The 15,999-nt window shown below is 72.3% G+C and carries 14 protein-coding genes; 9 read left to right on the top strand and 5 right to left on the bottom strand.

All coding sequences use genetic code 11. The features are described 5' to 3' along the window. Nucleotides 1-9: 9 nt before the first annotated feature. Complete coding sequence (locus tag ACIHEJ_RS19485) at nucleotides 10-1,281, top strand: MFS transporter (RefSeq protein WP_400136985.1); 1,272 nt, start codon at nucleotides 10-12, stop codon at nucleotides 1,279-1,281. 54 nt (nucleotides 1,282-1,335) lie between these two features. On the opposite strand, the gene ACIHEJ_RS19480 is transcribed toward ACIHEJ_RS19485, so the two are convergent. Continuing rightward, the gene (locus ACIHEJ_RS19480; protein ID WP_400136982.1) at nucleotides 1,336-1,851 is read right to left on the bottom strand and encodes a GNAT family N-acetyltransferase; all 516 of its coding nucleotides are present in this window, start codon (nucleotides 1,849-1,851) and stop codon (nucleotides 1,336-1,338) included. Nucleotides 1,852-1,915: 64 nt separating this feature from the next. Here ACIHEJ_RS19480 and thpR point away from each other — a divergent pair, with 64 nt between their 5' ends. Beyond that, nucleotides 1,916-2,488: an RNA 2',3'-cyclic phosphodiesterase gene (thpR, locus tag ACIHEJ_RS19475; protein WP_400136979.1), complete on the top strand. Its 573-nt coding sequence runs from the start codon at nucleotides 1,916-1,918 to the stop codon at nucleotides 2,486-2,488. 227 nt (nucleotides 2,489-2,715) lie between these two features. On the opposite strand, the gene ACIHEJ_RS19470 is transcribed toward thpR, so the two are convergent. Then, complete coding sequence (locus ACIHEJ_RS19470) at nucleotides 2,716-3,711, bottom strand: aldo/keto reductase (protein WP_400136976.1); 996 nt, start codon at nucleotides 3,709-3,711, stop codon at nucleotides 2,716-2,718. Nucleotides 3,712-4,199: 488 nt separating this feature from the next. Here ACIHEJ_RS19470 and ACIHEJ_RS19465 point away from each other — a divergent pair, with 488 nt between their 5' ends. After that, nucleotides 4,200-4,940 carry a hypothetical protein gene (locus tag ACIHEJ_RS19465; RefSeq protein WP_400136974.1) on the top strand — a complete coding sequence of 247 codons (741 nt, stop codon included), beginning with the start codon at nucleotides 4,200-4,202 and terminating at the stop codon, nucleotides 4,938-4,940. Here the strand turns inward: ACIHEJ_RS19465 and ACIHEJ_RS19460 are convergent. Then, nucleotides 4,937-5,530: a Uma2 family endonuclease gene (locus ACIHEJ_RS19460; RefSeq protein ID WP_400136973.1), complete on the bottom strand. Its 594-nt coding sequence runs from the start codon at nucleotides 5,528-5,530 to the stop codon at nucleotides 4,937-4,939. The genes ACIHEJ_RS19465 and ACIHEJ_RS19460 overlap by 4 nt on opposite strands. An 87-nt stretch (nucleotides 5,531-5,617) precedes the next feature. Next, nucleotides 5,618-6,301 carry a GDSL-type esterase/lipase family protein gene (locus ACIHEJ_RS19455; protein WP_400136971.1) on the bottom strand — a complete coding sequence of 228 codons (684 nt, stop codon included), beginning with the start codon at nucleotides 6,299-6,301 and terminating at the stop codon, nucleotides 5,618-5,620. 98 nt (nucleotides 6,302-6,399) lie between these two features. On the opposite strand from ACIHEJ_RS19455, the gene ACIHEJ_RS19450 reads away from it, so the two are divergent. After that, nucleotides 6,400-7,362, top strand: coding sequence for a WD40 repeat domain-containing protein (locus ACIHEJ_RS19450; RefSeq protein ID WP_400136968.1), 963 nt, complete (start codon nucleotides 6,400-6,402; stop codon nucleotides 7,360-7,362). Nucleotides 7,363-7,429: 67 nt separating this feature from the next. Here the strand turns inward: ACIHEJ_RS19450 and serC are convergent, their stop codons facing one another. Beyond that, on the bottom strand, nucleotides 7,430-8,548 hold the full coding sequence (gene serC, locus ACIHEJ_RS19445; protein ID WP_400136965.1) for a phosphoserine transaminase: 1,119 nt from the start codon (nucleotides 8,546-8,548) through the stop codon (nucleotides 7,430-7,432). Nucleotides 8,549-8,704: 156 nt separating this feature from the next. Here serC and ACIHEJ_RS19440 point away from each other — a divergent pair, with 156 nt between their 5' ends. From ACIHEJ_RS19440 to ACIHEJ_RS19420, 5 genes are all read left to right on the top strand, one after another. Beyond that, nucleotides 8,705-11,605, top strand: a complete 2,901-nt coding sequence (locus ACIHEJ_RS19440; RefSeq protein ID WP_400136962.1) for an FAD-binding and (Fe-S)-binding domain-containing protein — start codon at nucleotides 8,705-8,707, stop codon at nucleotides 11,603-11,605. After that, nucleotides 11,602-12,366 carry a metallophosphoesterase family protein gene (locus ACIHEJ_RS19435; RefSeq protein ID WP_400136959.1) on the top strand — a complete coding sequence of 255 codons (765 nt, stop codon included), beginning with the start codon at nucleotides 11,602-11,604 and terminating at the stop codon, nucleotides 12,364-12,366. Before ACIHEJ_RS19440 ends, ACIHEJ_RS19435 begins: the two co-directional genes overlap by 4 nt. Before the next feature lie 209 nt (nucleotides 12,367-12,575). Continuing rightward, nucleotides 12,576-12,707, top strand: a complete 132-nt coding sequence (locus ACIHEJ_RS19430) for a hypothetical protein (protein ID WP_400136956.1) — start codon at nucleotides 12,576-12,578, stop codon at nucleotides 12,705-12,707. A gap of 114 nt (nucleotides 12,708-12,821) precedes the next feature. Continuing rightward, on the top strand, nucleotides 12,822-14,822 hold the full coding sequence (locus ACIHEJ_RS19425; RefSeq protein ID WP_400136953.1) for an ABC transporter ATP-binding protein: 2,001 nt from the start codon (nucleotides 12,822-12,824) through the stop codon (nucleotides 14,820-14,822). Between the two features lie 124 nt (nucleotides 14,823-14,946). Then, entirely contained in the window at nucleotides 14,947-15,909 is a 963-nt protein-coding gene (locus tag ACIHEJ_RS19420; RefSeq protein ID WP_400136950.1) for an EamA family transporter, read from the top strand. The last annotated feature ends 90 nt before the right edge of the window (nucleotides 15,910-15,999 follow it).

The following is a 15,999-nucleotide window of genomic DNA, read 5'->3' as shown; positions in this document are numbered from 1 at the left end:
CCGTCCTCGATGTTCAGCTCGCTGAAGATCAGGAACTACCGCCTCTTCTTCATCGGCCAGGTCGTCTCCAACACCGGCACCTGGATGCAGCGCATCGCCCAGGACTGGCTCGTGCTCAGTCTCACCGGCTCCTCCGCGGCCGTGGGCATCACCACCGCCCTGCAGTTCCTGCCGATGCTGCTCTTCGGCCTCTACGGCGGAGTCCTGGTCGACCGCCTGCCCAAGCGCCCCGCGCTGCTGGTCACCCAGTCCTCGATGGCCCTCACCGGCCTCGCCCTGGCCTTCCTGACCCTCACCGGCCACGTCCAGGTCTGGCACGTGTACGTCGCCGCCTTCGCCGTCGGTCTCGCCACGGTCGTGGACAACCCGGCCCGGCAGTCCTTCGTCTCCGAGATGGTCGGCCCCGACCAGCTGCAGAACGCGGTCAGCCTGAACTCGGCGAACTTCCAGTCCGCCCGTCTGGTCGGCCCCGCCGTAGCCGGTCTCATGATCACCGGCGTGGGCACCGGCTGGGCGTTCCTCGCCAACGGCCTGTCCTTCGCCGCGCCCGTCGCGGGCCTGCTGCTGATGCGCGCCCGTGAGCTGCACGCGGTCCAGCGCGCGCCGCGCGGCAAGGGCCAGCTGCGGGAGGGCCTGCGCCACGTGGCCAAGCGGCCGGAGCTGATCTGGCCCATCGTCCTCGTCGGCTTCATCGGCACCTTCGGCTTCAACTTCCCGGTGTGGCTGTCGGCCTACGCGAACGGCGTCTTCCACGCCGGCGCCGGCGCCTACAGCCTCTTCAACACCCTGATGGCCGTCGGCTCCCTGTGCGGCGCCCTGCTCGCCGCCCGGCGCGGCACGGCCCGGCTGCGCCTGCTGATCGCCGCCGCGGTGGCCTTCGGCGCGCTGGAGATCGTGGCCGCGCTGGTCCCGGAGTACTGGGTGTTCGCGCTGCTCATGGTCCCGATCGGGGTGTGCGGCCTGACGGTGAACGTCACCGCGAACACCGCGGTGCAGATGGCCACCGACCCGGCCATGCGCGGCCGGGTGATGGCCCTGTTCATGATGGTCTTCATGGGCGGCACCCCGCTGGGCGCACCGATCGTCGGATGGATCACGGACACCTACGGCGCCCGGGTCGGCTTCGCCCTGGGCGGCGTCATCTCCGCGGCGGCGGCGGGTGCGATCGGCCTGGTGCTGGCCCGCATCGGCGGCCTGCGCCTGTCGGTGGGCTGGAACCACGGGCATCCGCGGGTCCGCTTCGTACCGAGGGAGCGGGAGGAACTGGCGACAGCGGCGTAGGCCTGCCGGCGGGGGTGCGGGGTTGCGGTGCCGTCGGCTTCCGGCGGCCTGCTCCTACAGCACCCTCCGGGCCAGCACCTGGCCCGGCCACTCGTCCTCGCCGACGGTGAAGGGCTCGGTGCGGATGAAGCCGTTGCTCTCGTAGTAGGCGACCAGCTTGCCGTCGTCGCCCGCGTAGCAGTCCACCCGGAGCAGGGAGATCCCGGCCCGCCGGGTCTCCTCGGCCGCGTGGGCGAGCAGGGCGGCACCGGCGCCCAGGCCCTTGAAGCGGCGGTCGGTGGCGAAGAGGTGGATGTACCGCTCGGGTTCGTCCGCGGGCTCCAGGTAGGAGCCGGGGCCCTCGCTGAGCGTGAGCGTGGCCGCCGGGGTGCCCGCTATCTCGGCGATGTACGGGGTGCCCGCGGCGGCGTAGCCGTGCACCAGCTCCACGGCCCGCTCGTTGGTCGACCACGGCTCGGTGCCCCACTGTCCGGTGCGGCCCTGTGAGACCAGCCACTCCACCGCGCTGTCGAGCATGCCGAGGATCAGGGGGGCGTCGGCGGGGCCGCCTTCTCGGATGGTGATCGTCATGGGCTCATCCTGCCCGCCGCCCGTCCGGCGGGGCGACGGCATTTCCGTCTGGGAAGGTGAGGGCATGAGACTCTTCGCCGCGGTGCTGCCTCCGGAGCAAGTCGTCCATGAACTCGCCGCCGAGGTGGCCAAGTTGCAGACGTTGCCCGGAGCGGAGAGGCTGCGCTGGACCAACCGGCCCGGCTGGCACTTCACCCTCGCCTTCTACGGCGAGGTCGCCGACGATCTCGTACCGGACCTGTCGGACCGCCTGGCCCGCGCCGCCCACCGCACGGCCCCCTTCCCGCTGGCCCTCTCCGGCGGCGGTCAGTTCGGGCGCGGCAAGGCCCTGTGGACGGGCGCCTCGGGCGACGTGGAGGCGCTCGGACTGCTGGCCGACCGGGCGGAGTCGGCAGCACGGAAGGCGGGCGTGCCGATGGGGGAGCACCGGCGGTACAAGGCCCACCTGACGGTGGCGCGGAGCCGGGACTCGGTGGACGTGCGGCCCTACGTCGAGCTGCTCCACGAGTTCACCGGCCGCACCTGGACGGTGGGCGAGCTGGCGCTGGTGCGCAGCAATCTGCCGCGGTCCGGGGTGCCGGGGGAGCAGCCGCGGTACGAGGCGGTTGGCCGCTGGCAGTTTGGCGGGGTTCGTTAGGCTCGTTCACGTGGACCCGAAAACCCGGAACCGGATCATGGCCGGTGTGCTTGTGCTGATGTTCGTCGTGGTGGCCCTGGGGGCGGCCGTCAGGTAGCGGTCGGTTCGGCCGCCTCAGGGGCGGGGGAGTGCGCGGCTCCCGGCGGCTGCGAGCCGTGTCCTGGCCGGTCGCGCCCCGCGGCGGGGCCGCGTACCGAATGCGGCCCCGCGTCCCTGTGCGGCGCCCGCTACCAGGCGAAGGCCTCCGGAGACGGTCCCGGGCCGGGGAAGATCTCGTCCAGGCCGGTCAGCAGTTCCTCGCTCAGCTCCAGCTCGGCCGCCCTGAGGGCCGACTCCAGCTGCTCGGCGGTGCGCGGGCCGACGATCGGGCCGGTCACGCCGGGCCGGGTCAGCAGCCAGGCCAGCGCCGCCTCGCCGGGCTCCACGCCGTGCTTGTCGAGCAGGTCCTCGTACGACTGGATCTGCGCGCGCCTGGCCGGGTCGGCGAGGGTGTCGGCGGCCCGGCCGGAGGCCCGGCGCCCGCCCTGGACCTCCTTCTTGATCACGCCGCCCAGCAGACCGCCGTGCAGCGGCGACCACGGGATGACCCCGAGGCCGTAGTCCTGCGCGGCCGGGATCACCTCCATCTCGGCGCGGCGCTCGAAGAGGTTGTACAGGCACTGCTCGCTGACCAGGCCGATCGTGCCGCCTCGGCGGGCGGCGGCCTCGTTGGCCTGGGCGATCTTGTAGCCGGGGAAGTTGGAGGAGCCGACGTAGAGGATCTTGCCCTGCTGGACGAGGGTGTCGATCGCCTGCCAGATCTCCTCGAAGGGGGTGTTCCGGTCGATGTGGTGGAACTGGTACAGGTCGATGTGGTCGGTCTGCAGCCGCTTCAGGCTGGCGTCGACGGCCCGCCGGATGTTGAGGGCGGAGAGCTTGTCGTGGTTGGGCCAGGGGGCCTCGCCGTCGAGGGCCATGTTGCCGTACACCTTGGTGGCGATGACGACCTTGTCACGCCGTCCGCCGCCCTGGGCGAACCAGTTTCCGATGATGGTCTCGGTCCGGCCCTTGTTCTCGCCCCACCCGTAGACGTTGGCGGTGTCGAAGAAGTTGATGCCCGCGTCCAGCGCCGCGTCCATGATCGCGTGGCTGTCGGCTTCGTCGGTCTGCGGCCCGAAGTTCATCGTCCCGAGGACGAGTCGGCTGACCTTGAGTCCCGTGCGTCCAAGCTGCGTGTACTTCATGGCCTCCAGCCAACGTCTTGAAGTGCGCTCCAAGCAAGCCGTGTTGGCCCGGGTCGCGGGAGGAAGGTGCTGTCGGTGCCTGGCGTAGGGTGCGCGGAACTGATCGTTCCAAGGAGACCGCGTGTCCGCTCGTGCCCGGTTGCATGCCACCGTTCCCGCGCTTCTGCCGTCGTCGGAGGGCGACTTCCCCGAGCTGCTCGGGGAGCCGGGGCGCCGGCTGCTCGCCCAGCGCGGTGAGGACGTGCTCGTGGTGCGGGCCCTGGACGACGCCTTCGTGCCGTCGGGCGAGAGCGTGCGGGTGCCGGCGCCCTGGCCGCGGCGGCGCGGGACGTGGGCGCTGGCACCGGACGCGAGTCTGGCCGTCTTCGCGGGGGTGCACGCGGTGCGCGCGGTGGAGCCGTCGGGTGCGCTGCGGTGGGAGGTCCGGCACGGCTGCTGGTACGGCGCGTGCCGGGAGACGCACGCGTGCTACGCCGAGTACGCCGACAGTGGGGACCATCGCCGTCCGGGGGGGCGGCTCGGCCGGGTTCTCGGTGGACGGAACCTTCGTGTGGGCGCATGTGCGCGGCCCGTTGGCCGTGGGGGAGGCGACTGCGGACACGGTCGACGAGTGGCTGCTCCTCGACGCCGCGGACGGGAGCGTGCTGGCGCGGGCCGACGCACAGGCCGCGGCGGCCGGCAGTTTCCATCTGCCGCATCCGACGGATCCGGGGCAGATGGGCCTGAGCATCGGGGAAGGGCAGGACGGGGCGCCGTTGCGGTGGGGCCGGTGGGACGGGCGGGCCCTGGCGGTCGAGTACGTCGAGGGCGACCTGGCCCTGCTGGGCGTGAGCCCCTCGGGGGAGCGGCTGATGACCGTGACCCACGACCAGGACGCGCTGGCCGTCCGCGACACCGGCGGTCGCGTGCTGCGGGGCCTGGAGTGGGACGCGGAGACCACCGTGCCCCGGCATCCGGAGGCCGAGCCCGACAACGACGAGGCGCTGCCCTACTGGGACTGGTCGGGCGGCTTCCTGGACGAGATGACCCTGATCGGCTCGACCGTCGAGGGCGACGAGGAGTGGGGAGAGGGGCGGCACTGGATCATCGACACCGCGGGCGCCCGTACGCCCGTCGAGGTCGGCTACCCGGTCCCGGTCGGCACCCGGCCGCCGACCGCACTGGGTGACGGCCTGTGGATGACGGCGTCGGAGTCGGGTGACGCGCTGTACGTGTGGGGGCTGGACTAGTCGCGGGGGAAGGCGTCGGTCCCGAGGACGAGGTCGACCACGGTACCGGTCAGGTCGATGTCGGTGCCGAAGTCCACCGGGGTCCTGCTCTCGTAGTCGCCGTCCTTGGGGTCGGTGTACACGTAGCAGCGGCCCTGGTACGGGTCGGCGACGACGTAGAGGGGGACCTCGGCCTCCGCGTAGGCGGTCTTCTTGGGCCCGTAGTCGTTCTGGGCCGTCCCCTGGGAGATGACCTCGGCGACGAAGTCGACGTCCTGGTACCGCCAGTGACCCTTGTCGTCCTTCTTCGCCGAGTCCTTGAGCAGGGCGATGTCCGGGCAGAAGCCGTTCTGGTAGCCCGGGAAGTCGATACGGACGTCCGAGAACACCCTGACTTTCCTGCCGAACCGGTCCTCGATGGCGAAGAGGAACTCGCGGATGATCTCCCAGTGAGTGTCCCGCTGTGGCGTCATGAAAACACTGCCCCCGACGATCTCGACCCTGAAGCCTTCGGGGACGGGCATGCGCTCGAGCCGGTCGAACCACTCGTCCAGATCCACGGTGTTGGCGTCGGCGTCGGCCATCTCGGTCCTGTCTTCGAGGACGGTCATCGTGGCGCTCCTCCCGGCTGTCCCGTCGTTCGGTCCAGCCGCGCGGTTCAACGATACGCACGGTGGCCTGGAGACGCCGGAATCCGGTCAATCCGTTCCAGCCGCGTACGCCTGTCCGATCCCCCACGCCTCCCACATCGCCGCCGCGAACGCACCCGCGATCCGGTGCTCCCCGCTCGCGTTCGGATGCGTGCCGTCGTAGGTGTCGCCGTCCAGTTCGTACCCTGCCGGCGGCGAGGCCAGCAGCAGCGGTGAGCGGGGCTCGTCCAGGTCGGCCACCGTCTTGGCCAGCAGGACGTTGAAGAGGTCGACCTGGGCGGCGAACGGCACGTCCGACACCGTACGGATGTTCGGTATGACCGGGAGCAGCACCATGCGGATGCGCGGCCGGGCCTCGCGGGCGGCCGCTATGAAGGCCCGTACGTTCTCGGTCGTCTGCTCGGCGTTCGTGTAGAAGCCCAGGTCGATCAGGCCCAGCGACACCAGCAGCACGTCCGCCCGGTGCTCCCGCACCGCCCCGCCGATCAGCGGGGCCATGTGCAGCCAGCCCTCGCCCCAGCCGGCCAGGTGGGCGCGGGGGAAGCGGGGGTCGGCGTAGGCCAGGGACGTCGGTTCCCCGGCCGCCTTGTCATACAGCTCCTCCCGCGGGCCGACGAAGGTGAACGGGCCGCCGTACGACTCGCACAGGTGCTGCCACAGGCGGTAGCGCCAGGTGTGCTCGCCCGCACTCCCGATCGTCATGGAGTCGCCTACGGGCATGAATCTGAGCATCCGCTCATGATGGACGATCACGGTCGGCCTTGGGGTGCGGGGACGTGTGAGGACCACCACGTCCGGCGAACCGCCGCGGGCAATGGCAGGCTTGGTGCATGCAACGATCGTTCGCCGTTCTCGCCGGGGTACTGCTCGCAGGCGCCTGCGCGCTGCCCGCCTCCGCCGCCGACGGCGACCAGGGGTTCACGATCAAGGATCCGCGGATCACCGAGTCCAGCGGGCTCGCCGCCTCGCACCAGCACCCCGGCATCTACTGGACGCACAACGACAGCGGTGACGGACCGCGCATCTACGCCGTCGACAGCAGGACCGGGAAGACCGTCGCCACCGTCACCCTGCGCGGGATCGGTTCGCCGCGCGACGTCGAGGCCATCTCCATCGGACCGCACAACGAGATCTACGTCGGCGACATCGGGGACAACTACGGCGGCCGGTGGCCGTACGTCTGGATCTACCGGCTGCCCGAGCCCAAGGTGCTCAAGGACCAGACGGTCACGGCCAAGCAGTACGTGGTGAAGTACACGAACGGTCCACGGGACGCCGAGTCGCTCCTGGTCCACCCGGAGACCGGGCGCGTCTACATCATCGACAAGCAGGAGGACGGCGGTCACCTGTACGAGGGACCGGCGACCCTCTCCACCTCCGGCACCAACATGTTCCGGCCCGTGGCCCCCGTCGACCTCTGGGCGACCGACGCCGCCCTCTCGCCGGACGGCCGACAGCTCGTCGTACGGGGCTACTTCGGCGGGATCTACTACGACTGGAACGGCGGGGACATCAAGCGCAAGGGGCGGCTCGACGTGCCCCTGCAGGGGCAGGGGGAGGCCGTCACGTACTCCCCGGACGGGACCGAGCTGATGTTCGGCAGCGAGGGCGCGGACAGCCAGGTGCAGGCGCAGGACGCACCGGGCCGCACCGCGAGCAAGTCGCCGTCTGCGTCAGGGAGTTCCGGATCCGGTGCCGGCATGGACGGCGGGAGCGTCAAGATCGGCGCCGTCGTCCTCGCCGTGGGCGCGGCCGCCCTCCTCGGTCTGCGGCGGCTGCGACGGGGCAGGTGAGGGGCGCGGAAGCGAGCGAAGGGCGCCCGGTGTTCACCGGGCGCCCTTCAGCGAGGTGCCGGAGCCGTCAGAGCTGCTCGATCACGTAGTCGACGCACTTCGTCAGCGCCTCGACGTCCGCCGGGTCGATCGCCGGGAACATCGCGACGCGCAGCTGGTTGCGGCCCAGCTTGCGGTACGGCTCGGTGTCCACGATGCCGTTGGCGCGCAGCACCTTGGCGACGGCCGCCGCGTCGATGTCGTCGGAGAAGTCGATCGTGCCGATGACCTGCGAGCGCTTGGCCGGGTCGGTGACGAAGGGGCTGGCGAACTTGACGTCCTCCGCCCAGTTGTAGAGCGTGCGCGCGGACGTCGCCGTGCGGCGGACCGCCCAGTCCAGGCCGCCCTGCCCGTTGAGCCACTCCAGCTGCTCGTTGAGCAGGAAGAGGGTGGAGAGGGCGGGGGTGTTGTACGTCTGGTTCTTGCGGGAGTTGTCGATCGCCGTGGGCAGGCTGAAGAACTCCGGGACGTGCCGGCCGCTCGCGTGGATGCGCTCGGCGCGCTCGAGCGCGGCCGGGGAGAAGACGCCGATCCACAGACCGCCGTCGGAGGCGAAGGACTTCTGCGGGGCGAAGTAGTAGACGTCGGTCTCGGCGACGTCGACCGGGAGGCCGCCCGCGCCGGAGGTGGCGTCCACGAGGACGAGGGCGCCCTCGTCGGCACCGGCCACGCGCTGGATCGGCATGGCGACACCGGTGGAGGTCTCGTTGTGGGTGAAGGCGTAGACGTCGACGCCCGCCTCGGCCTGCGGCTCGGGGTGGGTGCCCGGGTCGGAGGCGATCACGGTGGGTTCGGCCAGCCAGGGAGCGAGCTTGGCGGCCTTGGCGAACTTGGACGAGAACTCGCCGAAGTTCAGGTGCTGCGACTTGTTGTCGATCAGGCCGTGGGTGGCGATGTCCCAGAAGGCGGTCGAGCCGCCGTTGCCGAGGATCACCTCGTAGCCCTCGGGGAGGGAGAACAGCTCGGAGATGCCCTCGCGGACCTTGCCGACCAGGTTCTTGACGGGCGCCTGGCGGTGGGAGGTGCCGAGCAGGGACGATCCGGTGGCGGCGAGGGCGTCCAGCGCCTCGGTGCGCACCTTGGAGGGGCCCGCGCCGAATCGTCCGTCGGCGGGCTTGATGTCAGCGGGAATCTGGATGTCGGCCACGAGTCGGAGGGTATCCGCTGGGCGAAACGGGACGGAACCGTGTCCGTCCGATGAGACGAGATCGCCGAGCACTGGACTTGTGAGGTTGTACGACGATACGCGCGAGGCTGTGGAAAACTCACGGTGACTGTCCGTGAGCGGATGCATCCTGGACGCATGACGGATCACTCGGGTCTCGAAGCGGAGCTGCGCGGTGCCGTCCGGGGCGAGGTCGGCTTCGACGTCACCTCCCGGGCGCTGGTCACCATGGACGCGTCCAACTACCGGCGGGTCCCGCTGGGGGTGGTCGCCCCCCGGGACGCCGACGACGTGACGGCCGTGCTGGAGGTGTGCCGGGCGCGCGGGGTGCCGGTGGTGGCGCGCGGCGGGGGCACGTCGATCGCCGGGCAGGCCACGGGCACCGGCGTGGTGCTGGACTTCACCCGGCACATGCACGGTCTGCTGGAGCTGGATCCGATCACCCGCACGGCCGTCGTCCAGCCGGGGCTCGTCCTGGACCGTCTGCAGGAGGCCGCCGCGCCGCACGGGCTCCGCTTCGGACCCGACCCGTCGACCCACAGCCGCTGCACGCTCGGCGGAATGATCGGGAACAACGCGTGCGGTTCCCACTCGGTCGCCTGGGGGACGACCGCGGACAGCGTGCGGGAGCTGTCCGTCGTCACCGCGCGCGGACAGCGACTGCGGCTCGGGCCGGGCTGGGCGGGGGCGCCCGAGGGGCTGCGGGAGCTGGCGGAGGGAGAGTCGGCCCGGCTGCGGACGGGTTTCCCGGCGCTGCCCCGGCGCATCTCCGGGTATGCGCTGGACGCGCTGCTGCCCGAGAAGGGAGCGGACGTCGCCCGCTCCTTCTGCGGCTCCGAGGGCACGCTCGGCATCCTCACCGAGGCGGTCGTGCGACTGGTGGAGGCCCCACGCGCACGTGCGCTGGCCGTGCTGGCGTACGGCGACGAGAGCGCCGCGGCCGAGGCCGCCGCCGGGCTGCTGCCGCTCGGCCCGCTGACGGTGGAGGGCATGGCGGCCGACCTGGTGCGCTCGCCGGCCGGGCTGCCCCAGGGGGGTGCCTGGCTGTTCGTGGAGACCGGCGGGGAGTCGGCGGCCGAGGCCCGCGCGCAGGCGGAGGCGATCGTCCGCGCGGCCGACGTGATCGACTCCCTGGTGGTGACCGACCCCGCGGCCCAGCGGACCTTGTGGCGCATCCGCGAGGACGCGAGCGGTACGGCCACCCGGATGCCGGATGGCACCGAGGCGTGGCCCGGCTGGGAGGACTGCGCGGTGCCGCCCGCCCGGCTCGGCGCCTATCTGCGCGACTTCCGCGCCCTGCTGTCGGCCCACGGGCTGCGCGGCACGCCGTACGGCCACTTCGGCGACGGCTGCATCCACGTCCGCATCGACTTCGACCTGCTCACCGAGGCCGGCGTCCGCCGCTTCCGCCGCTTCTCCGAGGAGCTGGCCGACCTGGTGGTGTCCCACGGCGGCTCGCTGTCCGGGGAGCACGGTGACGGACAGGCCCGCGCGGAGCTGCTGCCGCGCATGTACGGCGAGGAGACGGTGGCCCTGTTCGAGCGGGCCAAGGCGGTCTGGGACCCCGACGACCTGCTCAACCCGGGCATGCTGGTCCGCCCGGCGCCGCTCGACGGCGACCTCCGCTTCTCCGTCCTGCCGAGCCGCCCGGTCGACGTGGCCTTCGGCTATCCGGCCGACGGCGGCGACTTCCGCGCGGCCGTCCGCCGCTGCGTGGGCGTGGCCAAGTGCCGTACGACGACGTCGACCGGGCCCGCCGTGATGTGCCCGTCCTTCCGGGCGACCGGCGAGGAGGAGCACTCCACCCGCGGCCGGGCCCGCCTGCTGCACGAGATGCTGGCGGGCGAACTCGTGACGGACGGCTGGCGGTCCACGGAGGTCAGGGACGCCCTCGACCTCTGTCTGTCCTGCAAGGGCTGCCGCTCGGACTGCCCGGTCGGCGTCGACATGGCCACCTACAAGGCGGAGTTCCTGCACCACCACTACGCCGGCCGCCGCCGCCCCGCCGCCCACCACAGCATGGGCCGCCTGCCCCAGTGGCTGCGCTGGGCGGCCCGGACGCGCTCGGCCGCGCTGCTCAACGCGCTCGCCTCGGTCCGGCCGCTGGCGCGAGTGGCCAAGCGCCTGGGCGGGATCACGCCGGAGCGGGAGATCCCCCGGCTGGCGACGGACACGTTCAGCGGGTGGTGGCGCAGGAGGAAGCCCGCACGAGGTGCCGGGGAGCTGGTGATGGTGTGGCCGGACACCTTCACCGAGCATCTGTCGCCCTCCGTCGGCCGGGCCGCCGTACGGGTGCTGGAGGCCGCGGGACTGCGTGTGGCGCTCCCGCCGACGCTGGTCCCGCGCGGGGGCGCGATCGGTGACGGCAGGACTCGGTCGGCCACCGCCCTGCTGACGGCCCGCCGCGGCCGGGTCTGCTGCGGCCTGACCTATGTCTCCACCGGTCAACTGGACCGCGCCCGCGCGGTACTGCGCCGCACCCTGGACCTGATGGAGCCGGTGCTGCGGGCCGGGGTGCCGGTGGTCGTCCTGGAGCCGAGCTGTGCCGCGGCCCTCCGCTCCGACCTTCCCGAACTCCTGCCGGAGGACCCGCGTGCCGCCCGGCTGGCCTCATCCGTGCTCACCTTCGCCGAGGCCCTGGAGCGGCACGCCCCGCACTGGTCGCCGCCCACCGTCGACCGCCCGGTCACCGGCCAGACCCACTGCCACCAGCACGCGGTGCTCGGTGACAGCGCCGACCGCCGACTGCGGGAGTCGGCGGGCCTGACCGGCGAGTTGAGCGGAGGGTGCTGCGGTCTCGCGGGCAACTTCGGTTTCGAACAGGGCCACTTCGAGGTGTCCCGGGCCTGCGCGGAGGAACAGCTCCTGCCGGCGGTGCGGGAGGCCCCCGAGGGCACGCTGGTCCTGGCGGACGGCTTCTCCTGCCGGACCCAGCTGGAGCAGCTGGCCGGGGTGCGGGGCCGGCACCTGGCGGAGGTGCTCGCGGAGGCACTGGACCGGTCGGCAGCGGGGGAACAGCGGCCGGGGGAGACGAAGTGACCGAGGAACACGAGCGCCTGGCGGTCCTCTCCGACATCCACGGTGTGCTGCCCGCCCTGGAGGCGGTACTGGCGGAGCCCGAGGTGGCCGCCGCCGACCGGATCGTCCTCACCGGGGACATCGCGGCGGGCCCGCAGCCGGCCGAGGTGCTGGACGCGCTGCGCGCACAGGGCGACCGGGTGCTGTGGCTCGCCGGGAACGCCGACCGGGAGCTGGTGGAGTACCGGCGCGGGGAGCGCACGGAGATCCCCGACCCCATCGGCCCGTTCGCCGCGCGGGCGCTCCGTGCGGAGCAGGTCGACTTCCTCGCCGCGCTGCCCCCGACGCTCACCCTGCGCGTCCGCGGCCTCGGCACGGTGCTGTTCTGCCACGCCACCCCGCGCGACGACGAGGAACTGGTGCTGGTGGACTCCCGCCCCGACCGCTGGGCGGAGGTCCTCACCGGCCTCGACCCGTCCATCGGCACCGTCGTCTGCGGCCACACCCACATGCCCTACGTCCGCCTCGCCCACGGCCGCCTGGTGGTCAACCCCGGCAGCGTCGGCATGCCCTACGGCCGCCCGGGCGCCCACTGGTGCCTCCTCGGCCCCGGAACCGACCTGCGGGTGACGCCGTACGACATACCGGCGGCGCGGGGCCGGCTGCTCCGGGAGTGCGCCTACCCGGACATCGCGGCGTGGTCCGACTACTTCCTGCACGCCCGCGCGACGGACACGGAGGTCCTGGCGGCCTGGGGGCCCAAGGACGGCCGGGACGCATGAGGGGGAACGGCCGGGATCGGTAAGGAGACTCTCAGCTTCATAAGGGAATTCTCAGCTTCGTGCGGGTCTCTCAGGAACCGCCCAGGTATTCACAGCGGACCTTTGCCGATTTTACCGTTCCGGCTGCTGGTCGGTGTGTAGCTTTTTGGATGTCGGGTTCCGGACGCGGAATTCGGCATCACACATACAGTGCGACCCAAGGAGTCGGAATGAGCCTCAAGAAGCTCGCCCCGCTGCCCCCGAAGCCGAAGAAGCAGCTGCCGCCCCCGCCCCCGGCGAAGCCCAGGAAGAAGCACGCGCCGAAGCCGCTCCCCAAGCCGCTGCCCGGCCAGGACCGCTGAACCGGCTGAGCGAGCCGTGAAGTGAAGGAGGCCGATGGTGCACCGTCGGCCTCCCTTTCTCTTTTCCCGGAGCGAAAAGCCGGCGACATGTGACGGAAAGCGGAGGGAATGCGCATGGAATTCGACGAGGGTGAGGAAGAGGCCGAGGAGGTCGAATACGAGGACGCCCCGAACATTCCGGCGCGCACCGCGTTCCGGCGTTTCTGGCCGCTGACCCGGGGACTGCGCCGCTGGCTGCTGCTGGTCTGGCTGTGCACGGTGCTGGCCGCGCTCGCCGAGACCGAGGCCATCCTGCTGTTCAGCGATCTCACCGACCACGCCCTGGAGAAGGGTTCGCCGGCCGCCTTCTGGGCCCCGGCGGCGAAGTGGCTGGGTGTCGCGGTGCTCGGTGCCGCCGTCGGCTACGCGGGCAACTCGCTGGCCGCCTGGGCCACCGAGCGGTTCGTGATGCGCCTGCGCGAGCACGTCTTCGACCATGTGCAGCAGCTGCCGCCGCACTTCTTCCAGCGGCACCGGCAGGGCGATCTGCTGTCCCGGCTGACCAGTGACGTCGAGGCGATCGAGACGATGGTCGTCTCGGGACTGGTCGGCGCCGCCTCGGCCGCCTTCTCCGCCCTCTTCTACGCCGCTGCCGCGTTCTGGCTGCGCTGGGACCTGGCCGCCGCGACCTTCGTACTCGCCCCTCTGTTCTGGCTGGCGGCCCGCCGCTTCTCCGGTTCCATCAAGGACGTCTCCCGCGAGGGCCGGGTCGCCGACGGCGCGATCACCTCCGTGGTGGAGGAGTCCCTCGGCAACATCGTCCTGACCCAGGCCTACGGCCGCCGGGACGCCGAGCGCCGGCGACTGCACGTGGAGGCGACGGCCTGGTTCCGCGCCTCCGTCCGCTCCGCCCGCCTGAACGAGGCCTACGAGCAGCTCGTGCAGGTCATCGAGACGGTCTGCGTGCTCGCGGTGATCGGCATCGGCGCCTGGGAGATATCCACCGGCCGGATGACCCTCGGCCGGCTCCTCGCCTTCGCCGCCTTCCTCGGCTACCTCTACCCGCCGGTGCGCGGCCTCGCCCAGCTGGGTCTCACGGTCACCGCGGCCACGGCGGGCGCCGAGCGGCTCATGGAGATCCTGGACGTCCGGCCGTCGGTCACCGACCCCCGCCGGGGCACGGAGACCGGCCGCCCCGACGGCGCCGTGGAGGTCCGGGGCGTCGCCTTCCGCTACCCGGGCGCGGACAGGACCGCGCTGGAAGACCTCTCGTTCACGGTCAGTCCCGGCGAGCTGGTGATCGTCACCGGCCCGAGCGGCGCGGGCAAGTCCACGGTCGCCAAGCTGCTGCTGCGCTTCTACGACCCGGACGCGGGCGACGTCCTCCTGGACGGCGTGCCGCTGCGCGACTTCCCGCTCGCCCGTCTCCGTGAGTACGTCACCCTGCTGCCGCAGCAGACCCTCGTCCTGCACGACACCGTCCGCGCCAACATCGCGTGCGGCCGGCCCGGCGCGAGCGACCAGGCGATCGAGGAGGCGGCCCGGGCGGCCGACGCGCACGACTTCATCGTCCGGCTCCCCGACGGCTACGACACCCGGGTCGACCCCAACTCGGCCCGGCTGTCCGGCGGCCAGCTCCAGCGCCTGGCCATCGCCCGCGCCATCCTGCGCGACACCCCGGTCCTGGTCCTCGACGAGCCGACCACCGGCCTGGACGCGATGGCCGCCCGCCGGGTGGTCACACCGCTGCGCCGGCTGATGACGGGCCGTACGACGATCATGATCACGCACGATCTCAACCTCGCCCCCGACGCCGACCGCATCCTCGTCGTGGGCGGGGGCCGGATCGTCGAGTCCGGCCGGCACGAGGAACTGCTCGCCCGGGGCGGGGCGTACGCACGACTGCACCGCTCGCAGAACAACGCGGTGACGGACACCGGCGAGCTGCGCATGCCGCTGTGGGAGGAGGAGATCCCGGCTCCCGCCCAGGCCCAGGCGTACCCCCCGGTCGACGTGTACGGGCAGGGGTACGCGGTGTACCAGCAGCCGTACGGACACGTGCCGTCGTGCCTCCCCGACGGCCGCCCCCTGTTCCCTGTCGAGTTCCCTGACGAGTCCCGTGGCGAGTTCCCGTGAGGGGGAGGTCCGGCCTGGTGGGTGAGGGCAGGGCCGGGTGTCCGGTTCCAGCATCCGGGACAGTTCCTAAGAGGGTTCACACACCTGTCGAAGTCCATTACCCTGGACTCGGTAGTACATCGCGATGGACGAACTCGATCAAGAACCTGGAACGCCCGTGACCGCCACGCCCAGCACCGCCACGCCGACCTCGGTCACTCCCGTGGGAGCTCCGCGCCGCCTCGGCTCGCTCGGGCCCGTCGGGCTGGTGCTGGCCGGCGGGATCTCGGTGCAGTTCGGCGGCGCCCTGGCGGTGACCCTGATGCCGAGGGCCGGTGCGGCGGGCGTGGTCGCCCTGCGCCTGCTGGCGGCGGCGACCGTCCTCCTGCTGGTGTGCCGCCCCCGGCTGCGCGGCCACTCGCGCACCGACTGGGGCACGGTGCTCGTGTTCGGCATCGCCATGGGCGCGATGAACGGCCTCTTCTACGAGGCGGTCGCCCGTATCCCGCTGGGCCCGGCCGTCACCCTCGAGGTGCTCGGGCCGCTGACCCTGTCCGTCCTGGCGTCCCGGCGCGCCATCAACGTGCTGTGGGCGGGCCTGGCCCTGCTCGGTGTCTTCCTGCTCGGCCGTGGGGGCTTCGGCGACCTCGACGTCACAGGTGTCGCCTTCGCGCTGGGGGCCGGCGCCATGTGGGCGGCGTACATCGTCTTCAGTGCCCGTACCGGCCGCCGCTTCCCGCAGGCGGACGGCCTGGCGCTCGCCATGGCCGTGGCCGCCCTCCTCTTCCTCCCCATCGGCATCGCCTCGGCCGGCACCCGCCTGCTCGACCCCACCACCGTCGCCCTCGGCTCGGCGGTGGCCCTGCTCTCCTCGGTCCTGCCCTACACCCTCGAACTCCTGGCCCTGCGCCGCCTGCCGGCCTCCACCTTCGCCGTCCTGATGAGCCTGGAGCCGGCCATCGCGGCCACGGCCGGCTTCCTGATCCTCGGCCAGTCCCTGTCCGCCGCGGAGGCAGCCGCGATCGCCCTGGTCATCGCCGCCAGCATCGGCGCGATCCGCACCCAGGTGGGCCGCGGCAGGCCCCGCGAGGTCACGCCGGACCGCTGAGCGCGGACGAAGACGCCCGGGCCCCGACCGACGCTCCGCCCTGCGGATCCCCACCGCCTCCGTCACACTCCTGAAGGGGGCGGACGAGTG

It is taken from the genome of Streptomyces sp. NPDC052301, from assembly GCF_044593395.1.
GTDB lineage: Bacteria > Actinomycetota > Actinomycetes > Streptomycetales > Streptomycetaceae > Streptomyces.
This window is presented reverse-complemented; position numbering and strand designations above follow the sequence as displayed.